The following is a 20485-nucleotide window of genomic DNA, read 5'->3' as shown; positions in this document are numbered from 1 at the left end:
GGACAACTCACCATGAACGGACGGAACTTCAGCACCGGGATCCCGGCAATGGACTTCCTGGTCACCTTCCTGCAGGGCCGGGTGCAGCGCGCCCGTTCCGGCGAACTGGACCGCGGCGCGTCCGCGGTCGAGTGGGTCATCATCTCCGCGGTCGTCGTGGCGATCGTCGGTGTGGTGGCCGCGATCATCAACGCGGCGCTGGAGACGGGTGCGAACAACGTCAAGGACTGCATCGCGGGCGCGACACAGAGCAGTACCTGCAAGAAGTAATCCATGACCACGTCGACGTCCGGGAACCGCCGGAAGAGCAGAGCCGCGGTATGGCTACGCCGTCGGGTTGAGGCCGCCTCCACCCGGGGCGACTCCGGCATGACCGCGATCGAGTTCGTGCTGCTGACGCCCGTACTCTTCTTCATGATCTTCGCGACCGTGCAGTTCGCGCTGTACTTCTTCGCGGACCATGTCGCCCAGGCGGCGGCCCAGGCCGGCGCCCGCAAGGCCCGTGCCATGGCGAACGACCAGCCGGGCGCGTGGCGGGGCGAGGCGCAGGACGTGGTGGACAGCTACATCCAGCAACTGGGCCCGAACCTGGTGCTGTCGCCGAACGTGACGATGCTCCAGCCGGAGCAGAACACGGTGGGCGTGGAGATCACGGCACGGGTTCCCACGGTGATTCCGGGGTTCGACTTCACGGTGCACGCACAGTCGGTGGGCCCGGTGGAGCGGTTCGTGCGGGATGTGGGGAACTGATGGGTCACTTCTCTTCCCTGCGGCGCTTGCGGGACCGGCGTGAACTGGGCGACCGCGGCCTGTCCACCATCGAGGTGGTGATCCTCGCCCCGGTGATGATGATGTTCATCCTGGTGCTGGTGGCCTTCGGGCAACTGGTCGACGGGCGTGGGGCACTTGACGGGGCGGCACGGGACGCGGCCCGGGCCGGGTCGATCCAGAAGGACCACGTGACGGCGATGTCGGAGGCCAGGAAGGCGGCCGAGGCCGACCTCACGGACATCTGCTCGGGCCCGGTCACCGTGACCCAGACCAGCGCGGGCTTCGAGCCCGACACCATCTTCTCGGTCGAGGTGAGCTGCGAGGTGCGGGGCCTGGCGATGCTCGGCCTGGACATTCCGACGACGCTGACGGCGAGCTTCAGCTCACCGCTGGACCCGTTCCGGAGGACGGTGTGACGCTGAGACCGAGGGTGCCCTCTGCCGTACGGGACTGGTCCGTACGCGACTGGTCCGAGCATCGGTGGGCCCGCCTCGACGACCGGGGCTCGGGCGCAGGTGCGGTGATCATCTTCGCTGTCCTCTTCCTCTCCCTCTCCGCCTTCGTGATCGACGGCGGCATGTCCATCTCGAAGCGGGAACGGGCGGCGGACATCGCGGAACAGGCGGCGCGTTACGCCGCCCAGGACATCGACCTCGACGCCCTCTACCGCAACGCGGCGGGCGGCGCCCCGATCAACTTCCAGAACTGCGACGCGCGGGTGAAGGCCTTCGCCCAGGAGATGGGCATGTCCGTCGCGGACACGGGCGCGACCCACTGCGTCGCGGCGAACGCCAACGAGGTGCAGGTCGAGGTGCAGTTGACGTACTCGCCGGTGTTCACGGGGCTGTTCTACGGTGGGGACGTGACGGTACGGGGCGAGGCGGTGGCGGAGAACGAGGTGGGGTGAGGGGGCGTGTCCCTCAGCTCACTTGTCCCGCTTCCCACTACTCGTCCAGCTCCTTACTGGGCGCCGCCGCTGTTGCCCTTGCCGCCACCACCCCGGGTGTCCTTGGTCGTCATCTTCTCGTTGACCTGCTTGGCGAGTTCGTCGTCCAGCTTCTTGAACTCGCGTACGACGGCGTCGGACATGTCGGCGAGGGCGTCGAGCTGCTGGGTGATGTCCTCGCGGCCGTCCTCCCAGTTGGACTCGAAGTCCTCCAACGCGTTGTTCACGCTGCCGTCGCCGATGTCGTCCTTGTAGGACTCGAAGAGCTTCTTGGTGTGGTTCAGCCGGGTCTTGATGGAACGCAGCCGACTGCCGTAGTCCTCGAGTTCGCTCAGCGGGAGCGTGAGGTCGGACTTGCCCTTGCCCATGTGTCAGTCCCCCAGGAGCGCCTCGTAGTCTGACCGACGTCTGACCGGCACCGTACAACGGAACGATGCCGGCACGGGAGATCGAGTGAACGGGGTGGAGTCAAGGACATGGCCCGCTACAGCGAAGCGCAGACGGTCGAGCGAGGTGGGTTCCGGATCAAGGTGCCCGAGTCGTGGTGGGAGTTCGACGTGCGCCCCGAGTCACGCGACGACTCCATCCGGCGCATGGTCGACGAACGGGTGCGACAGCGAACGGAGTTGGCCCCGTACCGCGACACGTACACCGCGTTCCTGCGGAAGGCGGCGGCGGACGCGTGGAAGTCGGGCGCGCTGTACTGCGGTTGCATGGCGGAGAGCTTCGGCGGCGACACCCCGATCACCGGCTCGGTGACGGTCTCGATGGTCGGCGGCCGTACGGCGGACGGCGAGCCGCTCTCCACCGACCCGGCGGTCATCGCCGCCCAGTTGGCGGTCAAGGAGGCGAAGAAGGAGGGCGACTCCTGGCGCAAGGTCACGACCGTCGACATCCCCGGTGTCGGCCCGGCGGCGCGTACGTACGGCGTCGAGGACATCGCCGTACCGGGCGACGAACTCGGCCGCACCATCCGGGCTGTGCTGATGCAGACGTTCATCCCGGTGCCGGGCCAGGAGGGCAAGGTGGCGCTGGTGGCGGGGAGCAGCCAGGTGCTGGATCTGGCGGAGTCGTTCTTCGACATCTTCGACGCGGTCACTTCGACGTTCCGGTTCGCCGAATAGCAGCTGCTTCACATCGAACGACCGTTCCTTTTGGGTTCACGCGTGCACACGGTGGCTGACCGCTGCCTACGCGGCTGAGGATGCCTGGCGGGCACTGCCCGAACGCCGCCCCTGAGAGGGCGAGGGCGTTGGCTGTGGGGGTGTTTGGCGTCTGCCCTCATCGGCCTGTTGAAGAATCCAGGATCGAGACAGCATGAGCAGCACCTTCAAGTACCGTTTCCGGAGCCCCTTTGGCGGCCTCGCCGCCGATCTGACGGCGGAGTGCGCTTCTCCTGGCCCCGGTGAGGAATTCTTCCTGCAGGTTGATCGACAGGTGCGCCTGGCGCTGCCCCAGGGCATCAACTGGCGGGACGCGGCCTGGCTCTCCTTCGGCCTGGCAGTGCATGCGCCCGGCCTGGTTGCCGGGCATCCTCAAGGAGTGCTCGTTCGAGTCGTCTCGTTTGATTTCCCGCTCGCCCATTTTCGGTCGGAAGTCGCGGCACTGGCCATGGATGGCTGGCTCCGGCAGGAATTCGATCTGCACGATCGCGGGTTACGGGCTGTCTTCGACAAGGAGAGGGAAAGCTACGGATTCCATTGGGGAGACTGTGCCGAGCTGTTCTGAAGCAAGGCTTGCCCGCGCGGTGTTCGGGCCGCTCGGAGGTGTGGTGGAGGTCGGCGCGGTGAACTCCACCGGCACTTGGGAGCTTGCCGATGTATCGGTGGGCGACTTTCTGGCGCGCAGACAAGGCGACGTGGAGCGCCTGCTCGCCGGCATCCGATCGGTCTGCCGATTCAGCGACGCGGCCATGGCGATCGTCGACGAACTGGGCCGGTTCCGTGACCATGAGGTGCCCGCGGAATTCTTGCTCCTGTGGTCCGCGGGGATCACAGGAGTTCCGCAGCCTCTTGAAAAACTTGGAGCACCTGCTGTGGTGCGACGTATGTGCCGCATGGCAGCGGACCTGCAACTGGCGTACTTCTTGCAGGCCTTGATCACAGCAGCCGTCGCGGTCGGAACGGAAGCCCGGCAGGGGGCGGCCAGGGTTGTCGAAATCCTCGGCGTCGCAGCGGACTTGGCGGATGCGACGGGCGGGAGCTCCCCGGTGGACGTCTTCAGGATGTGGCGAGTCGCCCATCTGCCGGGCATCCTCTGTCCTGAAGCGGATGTGCCGGAGAGCGGAAAAGCAGCCTTCCAGATGTACGACCATGCACTGGAAGAGCTGCTTGCCGCTGCCTTCGCGCACCGGTGATCAACGGTGGCCGCGCCCACTGATGTCGGCAGGGCGGGGATGCCCGTCGTCGAAAGGAGATGCAGTGCTGGGATTGCTGGGCTTCTATGACGAACTCGACGACCGTCCTGACCGGCCGAACGGATCGCTCCGAGACGCCGTCCAGCCCGCTGGAGAGCCCGACGAGGCGGAGTTGGTGGCCTATCTGGACGCCGGCCATATCCTCATCGACGTCATGGAAGGGGGCCACGACGCCCTCACCGGGGATGCGCACCGCCACTCCTTGGGCTGCTCATCGCCGGTCACCGACGGCACCTGGCTCTGGCGCCTGGACTTCCCGCACTACGTGGAGACGCACCACGTCCTACTACCCGAGGCGTTCGTCGAACACGTGCGAGGCCTGAACCATCAGATGCCGGTCCTCGTCACCGCGCGGTTCGCCCCCCACTGCAACGAGACCTTGCCCCTCATCGGCTGGGCCTCGGCTGTCCCGTGGCGATCGACCGAGGCCGTACTCGACCCCGAACCACGCGCGGTGACGGGCAAAGCCGAGTTTGACACGGCGATCCTGGCCCAGGAACGAAGCCGACCACACGGCAACTGGGCCAAGCCCCGCAAGCCGAGGAGAGGGTGAGGCAACGCCGCGGCGCGAGCTCAGAAGGCCGTGTGTGAAGTGTCGGCCTTGAGCGTCTTGATGAACGTACTGAAGGCTCGGGACGGGAAGGTGAGTGAGCCGTGGGCCGGGTCCTTGGAGTCGCGGACGGCGACTCGGCTGCGCTGGTTCGCTATCTCCACGCAGGCGTTGCCCTCCGCGCCACCGGAGAAGGTGGACTTCCGCCAGTTCAGGGCCTGAGTCATCGGGTGCGCCTCACAGTTCCTTCGACAGGCGGTGGATGAAGTCCCTGGACGCCGTGGGGTCCAGCGTCGCCTCCTCCACCTTACGGAAAAGTGTTCGGAGCGTCCTCAGTTGGGGTTCCGCGTCGATGAACACCGTGTCAGTGGCACCTTCGCGCAGCCCGGTGTCGAGTTGGGGTACCGGACCGTCCATATACATCATCGAGGCTCCGGCACCTCCGAAGCCGTCCTGGTCGGTAGGGATGACGCGCACGGTCACATGTCCCTGCTCGATCCGGTCCAGGATCTGCCGGAGTTGAGCCCGGGACACCTGACGGTCGGCCACACGGGTGCGCAGGGCGAACTCATGGATGATCGCGTCATACGGGATGGGGTTGGCGCCCTCGATGACAGTACGGCGCCCCATGCGGAATTCCACTCGGGGCGTCAGCTCGCTCTCGGGCAGTTCCGGGCGCATGTATCCGAAGAGGGCTCGGGCGTAGTCCGGGGTCTGTAGGAGTCCGGGTACGTAGGTGACGAGGACTTCACGCAGGTGCGTCGCGTGGTGCTCTGCCTCGGCCAGGTCCAGATTCACCGGGGGCAGGACTGCCCGGTACTCGTCCCACCAGCCCTGTGTGCGGTCGACGGCCATCGTCGCCAACGATTCGATCAATGCCCCGTTCGTACAACCGTAGTGGGCGGCCAGGCGGTGGATGCGTTCCTTGCTGACGCCCGCGATGCCTGCCTCGACCTGACTCATCTGGGTCGAGGTCGAGTTGAGGAACGCTGCCACCTCGCGGGCCTTCAGTCCTGAGGCCTCGCGCAGCTTGCGCAGTTCTGTCCCCAGGCGCACTTGTCGCGCGGTGGGATGGCTCCTCGGCGGCACATGTTCTCCCGTTCTCAACAACCTTGAAGTCACGCCACGTTCGGGTGTCAGAGTACGCCAACAGGTTGCAGTGGAATAAATTCATGCCGTACCTTCGGTGATGCGACGCACACGCTGCGGAATCACCGGACCCTCGGAAGCGCACCGCCCCGTCCTGCCACGACGGTTGCGGCATGCCACCGCCGACGCTCCCCAGCGGCCAGCCAACTCCCCTCCCCATCAACGGAGTTAACGCATGCCCGAAATCGAGGGAACCGACCCCGCCGAGCCCGAACCCTGGGAGTACGTCCTCCACATCCCCCACGACCTCCGCGCCGTCACGGTCTGCCGCCGTACCGTCCGCCTCGTCCTCACCCTGCACGGACTGATCCGCCTCACCGACATCGCCGAACTCCTCGCCACCGAGCTGATCTCCAACGCCGTACGCCACACCAAAGGCCCCGTCGCCCTACGCCTACGGATGCGGGCCGGCGTACTGCGCGTCGGAGCCTGGGACGCCGACCCCCAACCACCCCAACCACCGCTCTCCGCAGAAGCGTTGACGCAACTCACGCACATGGAGGAAGGGCGCGGCCTGGCCCTGGTCAGCTCCTGCGCCGACCTCTGGGGCTGGCAGCCGCTGAGCAGGAGCGGCATCAAGGGCAAATACGTATGGGGTGACCTCGTCGCGGCGTAGCGCGTTGATCACGTCGGACAGGCAGGGGAGCTGATGGTCGGCTCGTCGCACGAGGCGCTGCATCGGATCCTCCAAAGGGATCCGGGCGAAGCACATCGGGAGTGATCTGATGACGATCGACCCTGGCGAGCCCGCCGGGAGCCTCGCGGGCGACCGGACGCCGTGGAAGCTGCCTCCGCACATCTGGCACGAATCGGCGCGCCGAGCATGGCTGGAGGCCGCTGAGCTGGCATTCAGCGAGGGCTTCGAGGAGGGATTCCAGGCGAGCCTCGCGCAGAGAGTGATCCTGCGCCTCTTCTACTGGCGAGGGATCGAGGTACCGGAACTCGTCCGGCAGAGGGTGCGCGCCTGCACGGATCTGTGCCAACTCCGAGTCTGGCGTGACCGCGCCTATGAAGTGAACGATCCGAAGGACCTGTTTGCCGATGGCCGGACCGACCGAACCTGATCCGGTCGTCGGACGGCTGTGTACGGGGCGGCGGCGGCCCTGGGTGTCCGCGCCGATTCGGACTGGGCGCCACCGCCCCCTACACCCGGAATAGGTTCCCGATAGGCTCAGCGCACCCCCATATCTCTCTCCCTCCCCACACGACACGAATCCAGGACACCCGCCATGCCGCGACGCAGCACTTCAAGCCGGACGGGAAGCTCGTCAGGAGACTCGTCGGGGCCCAGGAACCGGACACCGCAGCCGCTGCCGAGGCGGCGGCGCAGTTTTGGGGACTTCGTCAAGGCGTTCCTCGCGTTCGTCGCCCTCGCCGTCCTGCTCGTCGCGGTGCCCTACGCGCTCGCCGTGTTTGTCGGCTGGCCGTTCCCGGACGGGTCGCCGTCCCTGGACTGGCTGCAGGAAGAGATCACGGTCAAGACGTTCACCGGCGTTCTCGGCGTCATCGTGTGGATCGCCTGGGCCCAGTTCACCGCGTGCGTGCTCGTCGAGGTGAAGGCGGCGCTGTCCGGGGTCGGGATGCCGGGGCGGGTGCCCGGGGCCGGGCCGAGTCAGCTGCTCGCGCGGCAGCTCGTCGCCGCGCTGCTGCTCGTGGGTGCCACGGCGGCCTCCCTCACGCCGGGGCTCTCGCAGCTCGGGCACAGCATGGAGGGGAACCAGCAGGGCACGGTCGCCTCCGCCCAGGCCACGCCCGGCGGTTCGCTGAGCGGGATGTTCGCGCAGCAGCAGGAGCAGGCGGCCAGTACCGCCGCCGCGCTCGGCCAGCAGGCCGCCGATGCCGCCAGTCACGCGGAGGTCGGGGGGCCGTCGGTCAAGGCCGGTGACACGAAGTACTACCGGATCCAGCCTCCCGAGGGCCGTCATCACGACTCCCTGTGGGAGATAGCGCAGCGCCACCTCGGCGACGGGCGCCGGTACGGCGAGATCTACCAGCTCAACAAGGACCGTGTGCAGCCGGACGGTTCGCGGCTCTCCGAGGCCAGTCTGATCCGCCCCGGCTGGATCATGGAGATGCCCGGCGACGCCCGCGGCGGCGACCTCGTCGAGATGCCCAGCACCGGCACCGGCACCGGCACAAGTACTGCTACTGCCGCTCCCGACGCCGGTTCCACCGTCACCCCGCAGGTCGCGCAGCAGATCAACCAGTACGCGCAGACCGGCGACCACTCGGGGCGAGCAGGCGGCGGCCGGCAGGGCGGCACCGCCTCCCTCGACACCAACACCACCCGCATCAGCCTCGCCGACCGACGCGCCGCAACCGGCTCCCAGGCCACCCCCGCCGTACAGCAGGAGCAGCACGCCGAAGCCGCGACCGCGACCTCCGCCGAATCCGGCGCAGGCTTCTCCTTCGGTCTCCCCGAAGCCCTCGTCGGCGCTCCCCTCCTCGCCGCCGGTCTTCTCGGCGCCCTCGGCCGTCGGCGCCGGCAGGCCCTGTGGCAGTCGGCGCTCGGTGCGGTCGGCGGGCGGCGCGGTATGGAGCCGCCCACGCCGACCGGTGCCGCCGCCGACGCCCAGGACGCGCTCCTCATCGGCGCCGACCCCGAAGGCGTACGCCTGCTCGACCGTTCGCTGCGCGGCCTCGCCGCTTCCCTCGCCGGAGAGTCCCGCCCGCTTCCCACCGTCTACGCCGCCTGGCTCAGCAACGGCGACCTGCACCTCCAGCTCGCCCAGCCAGCCGGGAAGCCCCCGGCCCCGTGGCAGCTCGGGCAGGACCAGACGTTCTGGCTGCTGTCCCGGACCGACGCCGAGCGGTACGAGGACGTCGACACCGCCGCTCCCTACCCGGGGCTCGTCAGCCTCGGCACCATGGACGACTCGCGCCTGCTGCTCAACCTGGAGTCGGTGCCGGGCATCGTCTCGCTGAGCGGGAGCGAGTCCGACCGGGCCGCCGTATTCGCCTCCGTCGCCGCCGAGTTGGCCACCAACGGGTGGTCGGACCGCATGACCATCACCCTCGTCGGGTTCGGCCAGGACCTCACGGCCCTCGCCCCCAACCGGCTGCGCCACCTCGACGACATCGAGGCCCTCGTCGAGACGATGGAGGCCGAGACCAGGCAGCGGCGCGGTGCGCTCGGCGCGGCCGGTCACGACTCGGTCCTCACCGGCCGTACCGGGCCCGCCCAGCACACCCGTTGGGCCCCGCACCTCGTTCTCCTCGCCGCCGAACCGTCCGCCGACGACGCCGTCAAGCTGGCCGAACTCGCCGCTGACGCAAGCCGGTTGGGCATCGGATACCTCGTCGGCACCGACAGCGGTGATCTGCCCGGCGCCGCCTGGGAGCTGGAGATCACCGGCGAGGGCAAGCTCCTCGCGCCCCTCCTCGGGCTCGAACTCGACGCCCAGCTACTGCCCGTACCCCAACAGCGGGCGATCGTCGAGCTGTTCGTCGGCGCCGACCCCGAGCACGCGCCGGACGGACCGGCGACCACACCCCCCTTCCTCGTCGACATCAGCGAGCAGGGTCGGCCGGCGGTGTACGCCCGGCTCGTGGGCCCGTACGAGATCATCGGCCTCGACACCCCGGACGGGGAGCGCAGCCCGCTCCAACACGAGGCGCTCGCACTGCTGTTGCTGCACCGCGAAGGTGTGCACCCGCGTGTACTGGCCTCCGCGCTCTGGCCGCGCGGTGTCACCGACGACGTACGCGAGGCGCTCCTCGAACGGCTGCGTGTCTGGCTCGGCACCGACCCCGACGGCACCCCTCGTCTCGCCACCGACGCCAACGGGCGGCTCACGCTCGCCAAGTCGGTCGTGTCCGACCTCGACGTTCTGCGTTCCCTCTATCACGAGGCCACGCAGGGCAAGGGCGTCGACAGCCGGGTCGTACGCGGCCGGCTCCTCACCGACGCGCTCGTGCTGGTGCGCGGGCCACTGCTCGCAGACCGTCCCGAGGGCCGCTACGGCTGGCTCACGCACGAGATCATCGACGCCCAACTCCCGCTGCTGGTCGCGGACATCGGGCTCGCGCTCGCCGAGTTCCACCTCGTGAAGAACCGTGCGGAAAGGGCCATCGAGGCGCTCGACGCCGCCCTCAACTCCGCCCCCGGCGACGAGCGGCTGTGGCACGAACTCCTGCGCGCCACGCACTCCACCGGTGACATGGACAAGCTCCAGCAGGTCGCCGCCGATCTGATCCGCCGCAGCGGCGCACGCGGCCTGCCGCCGCGCACCGAGGCGCTCCTCGACGAACTGCTGCCGACGTGGCGCGACGGCGCAGCGGCCGTGGGATGAGCATCGACCAACTGCTCGTCGTGGTCGCCGCGCTGTGGGGCGCGGCGGCCGGGACACTCGTACCCCGCGCCGCCTACAGGTTCTCCGTCCCGCCCGAGGAGACCTGGCGGGACAGCTGCCCCCAGGGCCACCCCCTGGGCGGTCGGTCGGGCGGCTGGCTGGGTCGGGCGCGCTGCGCGTCCTGCGCCGGTACGGCAGGCCAGTCGGCCGGGGACGCCGGGCACCTCGCCGCGAACGCGGCCGGCCCCTCGTCCGACGGAAGTCAGCCGTCCGATGGAAGTCAGCCGTCCGACGGGAGCGCGTCGTACGGCCCCAGCACCCCCTTCCTCGCCCTCGCCACCGCGCTCGTCTGCGCCGCGCTCGCCGCCGCGACCGGTACCCGGCCCGAGCTCGGGGCCTGGCTGCTGCTCGCGCCCGTCGGGGTGCTGCTCGCGGTCGTGGACTTCCGGGTGCAGCGGCTGCCCGACCCGCTGACCCTCCCGCTGGCCGCCGCCGCCCTCGTCCTGCTGGGTGGGGCCGCGCTGCTGCCCGAACACGCGGGGGACTGGCTCACCTCCCTCCTCGGCACCCTGCTGCTCGGGGGCGCGTACTTCGTGCTGTTCCTCATCAGCCCCAACGGCATGGGCTTCGGCGACGTGAAACTCGCCCTCGGGCTCGGGGCGGTCCTGGGCTGGTACGGCTGGGGGACCGTCGTGCTCGGCACCTTCGCCGGATTCCTGTTCGGCGGCCTGTACGGGCTCGCGCTCGTCATCGCACGGCGCGCCGGTCGCCGTACGTCCATCCCGTTCGGGCCGTTCCTGATCGCGGGCGCGTTCGTCGGGCTGCTGATCGGGGCGTACGCGGCCTGACGTCAGGCGGGGCGGGACGCTGACGTGAGGCGCGGCAGGGCACTGACGTACGCTGGAACGGTCCGCCCCACGCCTTCCGAAAGGACGCCCGGTGACCGAGAACGCCGACCATATGTCGTTTGATGTCACAGCTGTCCTCGACCGTGCCGCCGCGGGCGGACGGATCACCCCCGAAGAGGCGCTCCACCTCTACCGGGACGCCCCGCTGCACGCCCTCGGCTCGGCCGCCGACGCCGTACGCCGCCGTCGTTACGCGGGTACGGAGCACATCGCGACGTACATCATCGAGCGCAACATCAACTACACGAACGTGTGCGTCACGGCGTGCAAGTTCTGCGCCTTCTACGCCGCCCCCAAGGACACGGCCAAGGGCTGGACCCGCGACCTCGACGACATCCTGCGCCGCTGCGCGGAGACCGTCGAACTCGGCGGTACGCAGATCATGTTCCAGGGCGGCCACCACCCGGACTACGGCGTCGAGTACTACGAGAAGCACTTCGCCGCGATCAAGGCCGAGTTCCCGCAGCTCGTCATCCACAGCCTGGGGGCGAGCGAGGTCGAGCACATGGCCCGGATCTCGAAGGTGTCCGTCGAGGAGGCGATCACCCGTATCCACGAGGCCGGTCTCGACTCCTTCGCCGGCGCCGGCGCCGAACTCCTTCCCGAGCGCCCCCGCAAGGCCATCGCGCCCCTCAAGGAGTCCGGCGAACGCTGGCTGGAGATCATGGAGACCGCGCACGGGCTGGGCGTCGAATCGACGTCCACCATGCTCATGGGCACCGGCGAGACCAACGCCGAGCGCATCGAGCACCTGCGGATGATCCGTGACGTACAGGACCGGACGGGCGGCTTCCGCGCCTTCATCCCGTACACCTACCAGCCCGAGAACAACCACCTCAAGGGCCGTACGCACGCCACGATCTTCGAGTACCTGCGCATGATCGCCATCGCGCGTCTCTTCATGGACAACATCGCCCACATCCAGGGCTCGTGGCTCACCACGGGCAAGGAGGCCGGCCAACTGTCCCTGCACTACGGCGCGGACGACCTCGGCTCGATCATGCTGGAGGAGAACGTCGTCTCCGCCGCGGGCGCCAAGCACCGCTCCAACCGTATGGAGATCATCGACCTGATCCGCAGGGCGGGCCGCGTCCCCGCCCAGCGGACCACGACGTACGAGCACATCGTCGTCCACGACGACCCGGCGAACGACCCGGTCGACGAGCGCGTCATGTCCCACATCTCGTCCACCGCGATCGAGGGCGGCACGGCCCACCCCGAGCTGAAGCTCCTCGCCAGCAACTGATCAACCCGTCAACCCGTCAACCTACCAACTGGCCTTCCTGTGCTGACGATTCATGCCGCCGATGAACTCCGGATCGGCTGGGACGCGGACCCGTTGACGGACGGCGCCGTCGCGGTCGACGGCAACCGGGTCGCCGCCGTGGGCCCGCTGACCGAGGTGGCGGAGCGGTTCCCGGGAGCACGGGTGCGGCGCTGGCCCGGTGTCCTGGGCCCCGGACTCGTCCACGAGGGCCCACTCCCGGACGCCCCGAGCCCGCGAGAACGCGTGCACGCCGTGCTGAAGGGAGGCGCGGTGGCGGTACTGGAGGAGTACGCCACCTCACCCGACCTCCGGTCAGCCGCCGAACGCAACGAGGTCGTCGTACTGACGCGGACACGGACTCCGGCGATCGTGGAGGGGGAGCGAGCCGACCTGGCGGTGTTCGACGAGGGCGGGCAGTGCCTGGCAACGGTCTGCGCAGGACGCCTGATCCACAGACGCCGGTGAGCGGTTGAGGGCGTGGGGCCGTGACATTGTGCGGCTCCGCCGCGTGGGCGCGACAAGCCCCCACCGCCCCGCACCCGACAAACAACCCCTCTTAATCCCCCTCAACCCCACTCACCCCGAAAACGCCACCCCAAAAGCCCCCGCATCCTGAGAAACCCCACTGCAATTGGTCGCCGCATCATCAGACGCCGCAACCCCCTCCTCACACTCCTGATCCCGGAACGTCGACCACATGGACACCCAGGCAACCCCCTTCTCCTCCGCGAACGCCCGCACTTCCGCCGCGTCCGCCAAAGAGAACGTCTCGTTGTCGACGTCATTCACACCGATCATCGACGTCAACGCCATCCCCTGCCACGCGCCCTCCTCCGACAGCCCGAAGATGTCGGCGAGTTGATCATGGGTCGCCGCGGCTGACGTGAGCGCGTACTGACCCATGTCGTCCTTGTAGTCGCTGCTGTAGTTCATCGTCATGATGTTGACGGTGGACACCTGCACGGAGTTGTTGTTGGCCGAGTCGAGCAGGGCCACGCTGTCGTCGTCGAGGCCGCTCGGCATCACGGGCAGAGTGAAGGAGACGCTCAGGTCGGTGCGGTCCTTCTGCAGCAGGGCGATCGCCTTCGAACGCAGCTCGACGGAGGCGGAGTCGGTGAGCGTGTCGCCCTCGACGTCGAAGTCGGCCTGCGTCGAACCGGCGGCGTCCAGGGCCGCGCCGTAGGCCTTGGCCAGCGCGGACGCACTGTCGCAGACCTCGGCCAGCTCCTTGCCGGAGGCGCCGCCGAAGGACACCCGGACCGAGCCGCCGGTCGCCGCGAGCTTCGCTATGCGGGACTTGACGGCCGAGTCGCCGATAGCCGTCGTACCGTTCCACTTCGGCGTACAGGTCGTACCGTCCGAGATCACGAACGCCAGGTTGTACGCCGTCGGTGAGCCCGCGCTGTCGTTGTCGTTCGCGTCGGTGGCGCTGACGTACGGGGCGTACTCGGTGGTCGAGGCGGTGCTCGCCGAGGGCGAGGCGCTCGACCGGGCCTGTTCGGAAGGGGTCGCGGACGCGGCGTCGGAGCCGCTGTCCGTGTCGCTGTCCGAGCCGGATGAGCACCCGGCGCAGGTCAGTGCCACCAGACATGTGAATCCGGCGGCCGACCCAAGGAAACGCCTCATCGCGCATGCACCCGCTCTCGTGATTTCTATCTCAGTTATTTGTTGGTGATGTCTGAGTGATATTCGCGTGATATCCGTGTCGGGACGGAAACGGAGTGTGGTTCCGAACTGGTTCCGTAACAGTTCTGTAGTGGATCCGGGGTGGATCCGAGATGGAAAGGTCTCACACGAGACTGTCCTTCATGAGGACAGTGAACTCACAGCGTGCTCATGGACAGCGCACCGCGAAGGGCGTGAATGGGGCAAACAAGCGGGACAATCAGCCCCTTTGTATTCGGGGCGGGTTGCGCAGGCTTCCGGGGAAACTCTCAGAAGATGCACAGGTTAAGGAGTTTCTCATGGGCGTCTCACATGAGAACCAGAGTTTCGGTCACATAAAGCCCTCCTAATGTCCGGGGAATGCATTCCGAGTCTGACATCGAAAACCGTGCCGCCGGCCGCGGCCGTCGCCGTAAGAGCGGCAAGGGGTCCGACGGGTCCAACGGGGCCGCGGACGGTCCCGTGTTCGTCGACACCTCCGGCCGCCGGGCGAGACTGCTGCGCCGGTTCGGCACCTTCCTCGGTGTCGCCTGTGTTGGGTATGCCGTCGTGCTCGGCATGGCCTTCATGGGCTGGGGCACGTCGCTCACTCCGTCCTCGCTGCTGCCTTTCGGCGGCGGGGCCCGCGGCGGCAACCAGGGGCCGGGCAGCAACCAGCAGCCGCAGGGCGGCTTCGGAGCGGCCCCGTCGGGCGCTCCCACCGGAGCCGCCACCCCGCCCGCCCTGCCCACCGGCATCCCGCCGGCGGGCGTTGCCACGGGCGAGCCGCCCGCTTCGGCACCGACCGCGACCGCCACCGCGTCCGCCTCCGCGGACGCCAACTGACGGGAACGCAGCCACCCATGACTACGACGACCACCTCGCGCACCTCGCGCGGCCGCAGGCGCGCTCCCTCGAAGGTGCAGCGGGCCGCCGGCAAGGCCGCGGCGCTGCAGAAGCCGCGAGTCATCCTCGCCATGCTGCTTCTGCTCGCGCTGACCAGCGTGATGCTGCTCGACGGCTATCTGCGCGCGGAGGTCGGCGGCGACCAGCGCGTACGCACCGGGGCCAGCTCGAACGACGTACCCGACAAGGTCATCGACGGCGGGCCGATCCTCAGCTTCCGCAACGGGCAGGCCGTGACCCAGTCCGTGCCGGAGAAGACCATCGCGCTCACCTTCGACGACGGTCCGAACCCCACCTGGACGCCCCAGGTCCTGAAGATCCTTGAGGAGTACGACGTCCCCGGCACGTTCTTCGTGGTCGGCTCGATGGTGTCGCGCTACCCGGACATCGTGGAGACGGCGGTCGAACAGGGCAACGAGATCGGCATCCACACCTTCACGCACGTCGACCTCTCCTACCAGAGCGACGCCCGCGTCAACCGCGAGATGCAGCAGACGCAGCTCGCGCTGGCGGGCGCGGCCGGCATCACGACGACGCTGTTCCGGGCGCCGTACTCGTCGGAGGCGGACGCCATCGACAACTACAGCTGGCCCGTCTACAAGAAGCTCGGCGAGGAGGGCTACACCAGCGTCTTCGTCGACACCGACAGCGACGACTGGAAGCGGCCCGGCGTCTCGAACATCATCAAGTGGGCCACGCCGGAGGACGGCAAGGGCGCCTCGGTGCTCTTCCACGACGCGGGCGGCGAGCGCTCGCAGACGATAAAGGCGCTGCCGACGTACATCAAGAAGATGAAGGCGGCGGGCTACACCTTCACCACCATCAGCGGCGCGATCCAGCAGCAGGCGTCGAGCGCGCGGCAGACGGCCACCGGTACGGGTACGACGGGTACGGGTGCGGGGACAGGCGCGGGTACGGGTGCGGGTGCCGCCGCGGGCCAGCAGCCCGGAGGCGCGCCGACCGGCCAGCCGGGCAACGGGCAGCAGGGCAACGGCCAGCTCGGCAACGGGCAGGCGGGCAACGGCCAGGGAGGCGCGGGAACGTCGAGCCTCCTCCAGGCAGCCCACCGCACCGCCACCGGCGCGACCCTCTACGAGGGCAAGGCCCTCATCGGGGCCGTGGCGGTCGCCGAATGGGCCGTACCGGGGCTGGCGACCGGACTCGCGGTCGTCGGATTCGCCGTCATGGGCCGGTTCGGGATGATGCTGATCCTCGCCCGCCGCCACTACCGGCAACGCAACCGGAAACGCGGCAAGGGCGGCAAGTTCAGCTGGGGACCGACGGTCACCAGGCCGGTGACCGTGATCGTGCCCGCGTACAACGAGAAGGAATGCATCGCCAACACCCTTGAGTCGCTGGCGAAGAGCACCCACCCGATCGAGATCATCGTCGTCGACGACGGCTCGGACGACAACACGTCCCAGATCGCACGCGACGCGGCCCTCTCCTTCGGCATGACGAACGTCCGGGTCATCCGCCAGGAGAACGCGGGCAAGCCGGCCGCTCTCAACAACGGTGTACGCAGCGCCAGTTACGACATCGTCGTGATGATGGACGGCGACACCGTCTTCGAACCGGACGCAGTCCACCAGCTCGTGCAGCCCTTCGCCGACCCCGAGGTCGGCGCGGTCGCGGGCAACGCCAAGGTCGGCAACCGCAACACGATCATCGGCGCCTGGCAGCACATCGAGTACGTGATGGGCTTCAACCTCGACCGCCGCATGTACGACCTGCTGCGCTGCATGCCCACCATCCCCGGCGCGATCGGCGCGTTCCGTCGCGACGCGGTCCTGGAGGTCGGCGGCATGAGCGAGGACACGCTCGCCGAGGACACCGACATCACCATCGCGATGCACCGCGCGGGCTGGCGGGTCGTCTACCAGGAGCACGCCAGGGCCTGGACGGAGGCGCCCGCCTCGCTCAAGCAGCTGTGGTCGCAGCGCTACCGCTGGTCGTACGGCACCATGCAGGCCCTCTGGAAGCACCGCAAGTCCCTGACGGACAAGGGTCCTTCGGGCCGCTTCGGCCGCGTGGGCATGCCGTTGGTGGTCATCTTCCAGATCATCACGCCGGTCTTCGCCCCGCTGATCGACGTCTTCACGGCCTACTCGATGATCTTCATCGACTTCCAGGCGGCCCTGCTGGCATGGCTCGCGGTGCTGGGCATCCAACTCGTCTGCGCCGCCTACGCGTTCCGCCTGGACCGTGAGAAGTACCGCTACCTGCTGATGATGCCGCTGCAGCAACTGGCGTACCGCCAGATGATGTACCTCGTCCTCATCCACTCCTGCATCACCGCCCTCACCGGCGGTCGCCTGCGCTGGCAGAAACTGAAGCGCACGGGCGAGGTCGGCACCCCGGCGGGGGCGAACTGATGAGCTGGGGGACGGATCAGCAGGGCTACGGCCAGAACCATGCCTACGGCAACAACTACGGCTACGGATACGGCTATGGATACGAGCACGGGCAACAGCCGTATCCCACCCAACAGCCGTACCCGCAGGAGCCGTACCCCCAGCAGTACGTCGATTACGGCCATGTCGATCACGGTCAGGTCGACTACGGCCAGGTCGACTACGGGCAAGTCGGCTATGGCGAACAGGGGTACGTGACGCCCGACGTCAACGACACCAAGGAGACGGTTCTTCCGGAGACGGCTCTTCCGGAGTCCGAGCCGGAGATCACGCCCGAGTCCGAGTCCGAGCCCGAAGCCGCGCCGAAGGCGAAGAAACCGGCGGGTCGCGACCGCTACTTCGACACCCTCCGGGCCGTCGCCCTGGTCCGGGTCGTCACGTACCACACCTTCGGGTGGGCCTGGGCCGGCATGGTGTTCCCCTCCATGGGGATCATGTTCGCCCTCGCCGGCACGCTGATGGCGAAGTCCCTGGAACGCCCCGCGCTCATGGTGATCAAGAGCCGGGTCCGCCGGCTCCTGCCCCCCTTCTGGTTCTGGGGCTTCTTCGTGATCGTCGCGATGATGGTCCACGACTGGATGCCGGGCTGGCAGATCGTCTTCTGGGTGGTACCGCTCGGCGACCCGCCGGGCAACGCCTGGGGCATGCAGGCCTGGGAGATCCTCTGGTACCTGCGTACGTACCTCTGGTTCGTCCTGCTCTCGCCGCTCCTGCTGCGGACGTTCCGCCTCGCTCCCGTGGCCGTCCTGCTCCTCTCCCTGGCCCCGATCGTGGTGCTCCACTACCTCTGGGAGCCCCCGGACAACCGCTTCGGCAACGGCCTCACCGACCTGGCCACCTTCCTCTTCTGCTGGGTCCTCGGCTTCGCGCACCGCGAGGGCGTCCTGCAGCGCCTCAAGCCGGCGCTGGTGGTCCTCCTCTCCCTGGCCGCCATCGGCTTCGGCGGCTGGTACGCCTTCACCCACCAGGCCGAGACGGGCTCCTACGACCTCGACGACATCCCGCTCGCGCAGGCGTTCTGGTCGGCGGGCTTCGTGACGCTGCTGATGTACGCGAAGGCGCACTTCGAGATCGACTTCGCTGGGCTCACCCGCCACAAGCGGCTCGACCGGATCGTGACGATCTTCAACGCGCGCGCCGTCACGCTCTACCTCTGGCACGAGATCGCGCTGATCCTGGCCGTCCCGCTGATCGACCAGTTCTGGAACGTCCCGGCCTTCGAGAAGTACCTGCCGCTGGACAGCCAGTGGTTCATGTTCGGCATCGGCTGGATCCTGATCGCCGTGTTCATCCTGCTGTGCGGCTGGGTGGAGGACGTCGCCGCCAAGAAGAAGCCGAAACTGCTGCCGTAGGCGGCCGACAGACTGGTGTGGCGAGGGCCGGGCGCTTCAGGTACGCCCGGCCCGCACCCGTGCCGCCGGGAGGCCGTGACGTACGTACTGCCACAATGGGCACGTGACCCGCGCATCCCTGAACAAGCAGCCGCACGAAGTCGCCTCGATGTTCGACGACGTGGCGGAACGGTACGACCTCACGAACGACGTGCTGTCGCTCGGCCAGGACCGCGTGTGGCGCAAGGAGGTCGCGAAGGCGGTCGACGCCCGCCCGGCGCAGAAGATCCTCGACCTGGCCGCCGGTACGGCCACGTCCTCCCTCCCCTTCGCCCGCACGGGCGCGTACGTCGTCCCCTGCGACTTCTCCCTCGGCATGCTCAGGGTCGGCAAGCGGAACCACCCCTGGCTGCCCTTCACGGCGGGCGACGCCACCAAGCTGCCCTTCAAGGACGACACCTTCGACGCGGTGACGATCTCCTTCGGGCTGCGCAACGTCCAGGACACGGGCGCGGCGCTGCGCGAGCTGTACCGGGTCACGCGCCCCGGCGGACGGGTCGTGATCTGCGAGTTCTCGCACCCGACCTGGGCGCCCTTCCGCACGGTGTACACGGAGTACCTGATGCGCGCCCTGCCCCCGGTCGCCCGCGCGGTGTCCTCGAACCCCGACGCGTACGTCTACCTCGCCGAGTCCATCCGCGCCTGGCCCGACCAGCCGGCCCTGGCCGAACTGCTGCGCGAGGCGGGTTGGTCGAAGACGGCCTGGCGCAACCTCACGGGCGGCGTCGTGGCCCTGCACCGAGGCTTCAAGCAGCCGTAGCCGTCGCCGGTCCTCTCCCTGATCGCCTGTTCCCTGCCGGTCATCTGATCACCTCGAACGCGTCCCCGGGCCGGTCCAGTTCGCGCTCCAGCCCGCCCCTGGGCGGCTTCGGCACCCGTGGCTCGCGTACCCCCGCGCCCCCGCCGCCGTCTCCCTCCCCGAAGTCGAACCACACGGTGACGACTGCACCGCGCGGTATCGCGACGCCGGGCGGCGGATACTGCCGTACGACGTGGTCGACGACGGTGAGCTGGAACTCGGGCCGGTCGGGCGCGGCGAGAAGCACCCCGTGTGCCCTGGCCCTCTCGCGCGCGTCCATGGCCATCAGGCCGACGAGTTTCGGTACGCGCACATCGGGTGTGTTGGGTGTTCTGTGCACAGACGTCACCCCCAGCGGTACGGGCAGGGTAACCCCGGCCACGTACCGCCCGGAAGCGCTAAGTGTTTTTCTGCGCCGAATTACTACCGTCTGTAATTGACTGTGGCCGCAGATCAACCTGGTTACCGATCAACCTGGTTACCGATCAAGTCGGCTACAGATCAAGCCGGTAGCAGTGCCCCTCCTGCTCCAGCGTCGGCGTCGTGAAGACGTCGGTGAGCCGCATGCCAAGCCGCCGGGTGACCGCGATGGACCGCTCGTTGCGGGAGACGACCATCGCGACCACGCTGGAGACGCCCGCAGAGCGCACTCTGTCCAGCGTCAGCCCGGCCGCCGCGGTGGCGTACCCCTGGCCCCAGTAAGCCCGTCCGAGCCGCCAGCCGATCTCGATCTCCCCCTTGGGGCCCCAGTCCTGCGGCCACGGTTGGGCGCCCGTGAAGCCGATGACCTGGTCCGACTCGTCGAGCATGGTCCACAGGCAGAACCCGTACTCGGCGTCGTGCCGGCGTTGGCGGGCGGTGAGTTCCTCGTAGACGGACAGTTCCGCCGACCTGCCCCCGTGGAACTCCATGACATCGGGGTCGTCGAAGACCCGGTGCCAGGCGAAGGCGTCCTCGTCGGTGGGAACACGGAGGCGTACTGCGGGGAGCGCTCGGTTCACGGGGCAGCCCTTCAGCCGGGTGATCAGTACT

At 68.6% G+C, this 20485-nt stretch carries 24 protein-coding genes; 18 read left to right on the top strand and 6 right to left on the bottom strand.

The genetic code is table 11. The annotated features are described in order from the left end of the window. Positions 1-12: 12 nt before the first annotated feature. The 4 genes from G3I71_RS09855 to G3I71_RS09840 are packed head-to-tail and all read left to right on the top strand — an operon-like array spanning position 13 to position 1678. Positions 13-270 (top strand): hypothetical protein, encoded by a 258-nt coding sequence (locus G3I71_RS09855; protein WP_164313584.1) that lies wholly within the window; start codon positions 13-15, stop codon positions 268-270. 3 nt (positions 271-273) lie between these two features. Further along, positions 274-750 (top strand): TadE family protein, encoded by a 477-nt coding sequence (locus tag G3I71_RS09850; protein WP_164313583.1) that lies wholly within the window; start codon positions 274-276, stop codon positions 748-750. Then, positions 750-1187: a TadE/TadG family type IV pilus assembly protein gene (locus G3I71_RS09845; protein ID WP_164313582.1), complete on the top strand. Its 438-nt coding sequence runs from the start codon at positions 750-752 to the stop codon at positions 1185-1187. The genes G3I71_RS09850 and G3I71_RS09845 overlap by 1 nt, the downstream gene beginning before the upstream one ends. Positions 1188-1201: 14 nt before the next feature. Beyond that, positions 1202-1678, top strand: coding sequence for a pilus assembly protein TadG-related protein (locus G3I71_RS09840; protein WP_164313755.1), 477 nt, complete (start codon positions 1202-1204; stop codon positions 1676-1678). 53 nt (positions 1679-1731) lie between these two features. On the opposite strand, the gene G3I71_RS09835 is transcribed toward G3I71_RS09840, so the two are convergent. Then, positions 1732-2085 carry a hypothetical protein gene (locus G3I71_RS09835; RefSeq protein WP_164313581.1) on the bottom strand — a complete coding sequence of 118 codons (354 nt, stop codon included), beginning with the start codon at positions 2083-2085 and terminating at the stop codon, positions 1732-1734. A 108-nt stretch (positions 2086-2193) separates the two neighbouring features. Between G3I71_RS09835 and G3I71_RS09830 the strand changes: the two genes are divergently transcribed. The 4 genes from G3I71_RS09830 to G3I71_RS09815 all read left to right on the top strand — a co-directional run bounded on the left by G3I71_RS09830 (position 2194) and on the right by G3I71_RS09815 (position 4686). Then, complete coding sequence (locus G3I71_RS09830; RefSeq protein ID WP_164313580.1) at positions 2194-2841, top strand: hypothetical protein; 648 nt, start codon at positions 2194-2196, stop codon at positions 2839-2841. Between the two features lie 193 nt (positions 2842-3034). Beyond that, positions 3035-3445: a hypothetical protein gene (locus G3I71_RS09825; protein ID WP_164313579.1), complete on the top strand. Its 411-nt coding sequence runs from the start codon at positions 3035-3037 to the stop codon at positions 3443-3445. A 40-nt stretch (positions 3446-3485) separates the two neighbouring features. Continuing rightward, positions 3486-4073, top strand: coding sequence for a hypothetical protein (locus G3I71_RS09820; RefSeq protein WP_164313578.1), 588 nt, complete (start codon positions 3486-3488; stop codon positions 4071-4073). Between the two features lie 64 nt (positions 4074-4137). Then, positions 4138-4686: a hypothetical protein gene (locus G3I71_RS09815; RefSeq protein ID WP_164313577.1), complete on the top strand. Its 549-nt coding sequence runs from the start codon at positions 4138-4140 to the stop codon at positions 4684-4686. A 20-nt stretch (positions 4687-4706) separates the two neighbouring features. Here G3I71_RS09815 and G3I71_RS09810 read toward each other — a convergent pair whose 3' ends face one another. Continuing rightward, on the bottom strand, positions 4707-4910 hold the full coding sequence (locus G3I71_RS09810; protein WP_164313576.1) for a DUF397 domain-containing protein: 204 nt from the start codon (positions 4908-4910) through the stop codon (positions 4707-4709). 10 nt (positions 4911-4920) lie between these two features. Continuing rightward, on the bottom strand, positions 4921-5772 hold the full coding sequence (locus G3I71_RS09805; protein WP_164313575.1) for a helix-turn-helix transcriptional regulator: 852 nt from the start codon (positions 5770-5772) through the stop codon (positions 4921-4923). 235 nt (positions 5773-6007) lie between these two features. Between G3I71_RS09805 and G3I71_RS09800 the strand changes: the two genes are divergently transcribed. The 6 genes from G3I71_RS09800 (at position 6008) to G3I71_RS09775 (ending at position 12764) form a co-directional block, all read left to right on the top strand. Continuing rightward, complete coding sequence (locus tag G3I71_RS09800; protein WP_164313574.1) at positions 6008-6448, top strand: ATP-binding protein; 441 nt, start codon at positions 6008-6010, stop codon at positions 6446-6448. Between the two features lie 109 nt (positions 6449-6557). Then, positions 6558-6896 carry a hypothetical protein gene (locus G3I71_RS09795; protein WP_164313573.1) on the top strand — a complete coding sequence of 113 codons (339 nt, stop codon included), beginning with the start codon at positions 6558-6560 and terminating at the stop codon, positions 6894-6896. Positions 6897-7061: 165 nt separating this feature from the next. After that, entirely contained in the window at positions 7062-10124 is a 3063-nt protein-coding gene (locus tag G3I71_RS09790; RefSeq protein ID WP_164313572.1) for a BTAD domain-containing putative transcriptional regulator, read from the top strand. After that, positions 10121-10972, top strand: a complete 852-nt coding sequence (locus G3I71_RS09785; RefSeq protein ID WP_164313571.1) for an A24 family peptidase — start codon at positions 10121-10123, stop codon at positions 10970-10972. Before G3I71_RS09790 ends, G3I71_RS09785 begins: the two co-directional genes overlap by 4 nt. A gap of 112 nt (positions 10973-11084) precedes the next feature. Beyond that, a complete protein-coding gene (gene mqnC / locus G3I71_RS09780; RefSeq protein ID WP_164313754.1) occupies positions 11085-12278 on the top strand; it encodes a cyclic dehypoxanthinyl futalosine synthase in 1194 nt (397 codons plus the stop codon). A gap of 39 nt (positions 12279-12317) precedes the next feature. Then, positions 12318-12764: a hypothetical protein gene (locus G3I71_RS09775; protein ID WP_164313570.1), complete on the top strand. Its 447-nt coding sequence runs from the start codon at positions 12318-12320 to the stop codon at positions 12762-12764. A 111-nt stretch (positions 12765-12875) separates the two neighbouring features. On the opposite strand, the gene G3I71_RS09770 is transcribed toward G3I71_RS09775, so the two are convergent. Beyond that, positions 12876-13925: a chitinase gene (locus G3I71_RS09770; RefSeq protein WP_164313569.1), complete on the bottom strand. Its 1050-nt coding sequence runs from the start codon at positions 13923-13925 to the stop codon at positions 12876-12878. A gap of 399 nt (positions 13926-14324) precedes the next feature. On the opposite strand from G3I71_RS09770, the gene G3I71_RS09765 reads away from it, so the two are divergent. The 4 genes from G3I71_RS09765 (at position 14325) to G3I71_RS09750 (ending at position 19414) form a co-directional block, all read left to right on the top strand. After that, a complete protein-coding gene (locus G3I71_RS09765) occupies positions 14325-14789 on the top strand; it encodes a hypothetical protein (RefSeq protein WP_164313568.1) in 465 nt (154 codons plus the stop codon). Positions 14790-14806: 17 nt separating this feature from the next. After that, positions 14807-17224, top strand: coding sequence for a bifunctional polysaccharide deacetylase/glycosyltransferase family 2 protein (locus G3I71_RS09760; RefSeq protein WP_164313567.1), 2418 nt, complete (start codon positions 14807-14809; stop codon positions 17222-17224). Further along, a complete protein-coding gene (locus G3I71_RS09755; RefSeq protein ID WP_164313566.1) occupies positions 17224-18615 on the top strand; it encodes an acyltransferase in 1392 nt (463 codons plus the stop codon). Before G3I71_RS09760 ends, G3I71_RS09755 begins: the two co-directional genes overlap by 1 nt. 103 nt (positions 18616-18718) lie before the next feature. Next, complete coding sequence (locus tag G3I71_RS09750) at positions 18719-19414, top strand: demethylmenaquinone methyltransferase (RefSeq protein WP_164313565.1); 696 nt, start codon at positions 18719-18721, stop codon at positions 19412-19414. A 40-nt stretch (positions 19415-19454) separates the two neighbouring features. Here the strand turns inward: G3I71_RS09750 and G3I71_RS09745 are convergent, their stop codons facing one another. Both G3I71_RS09745 and G3I71_RS09740 read right to left on the bottom strand, forming a co-directional pair. Beyond that, complete coding sequence (locus G3I71_RS09745) at positions 19455-19793, bottom strand: PASTA domain-containing protein (protein ID WP_164313564.1); 339 nt, start codon at positions 19791-19793, stop codon at positions 19455-19457. A gap of 154 nt (positions 19794-19947) precedes the next feature. Next, positions 19948-20454 carry a GNAT family N-acetyltransferase gene (locus G3I71_RS09740; RefSeq protein WP_164313563.1) on the bottom strand — a complete coding sequence of 169 codons (507 nt, stop codon included), beginning with the start codon at positions 20452-20454 and terminating at the stop codon, positions 19948-19950. Between the last annotated feature and the right edge of the window lie 31 nt (positions 20455-20485).

This window comes from Streptomyces sp. SID12501 (assembly GCF_010550245.1).
In the GTDB taxonomy this organism is placed as follows: domain Bacteria; phylum Actinomycetota; class Actinomycetes; order Streptomycetales; family Streptomycetaceae; genus Streptomyces.
Note: the sequence above shows the minus strand (reverse complement) of the source record. Positions and strands in the feature narration are given on the sequence as shown.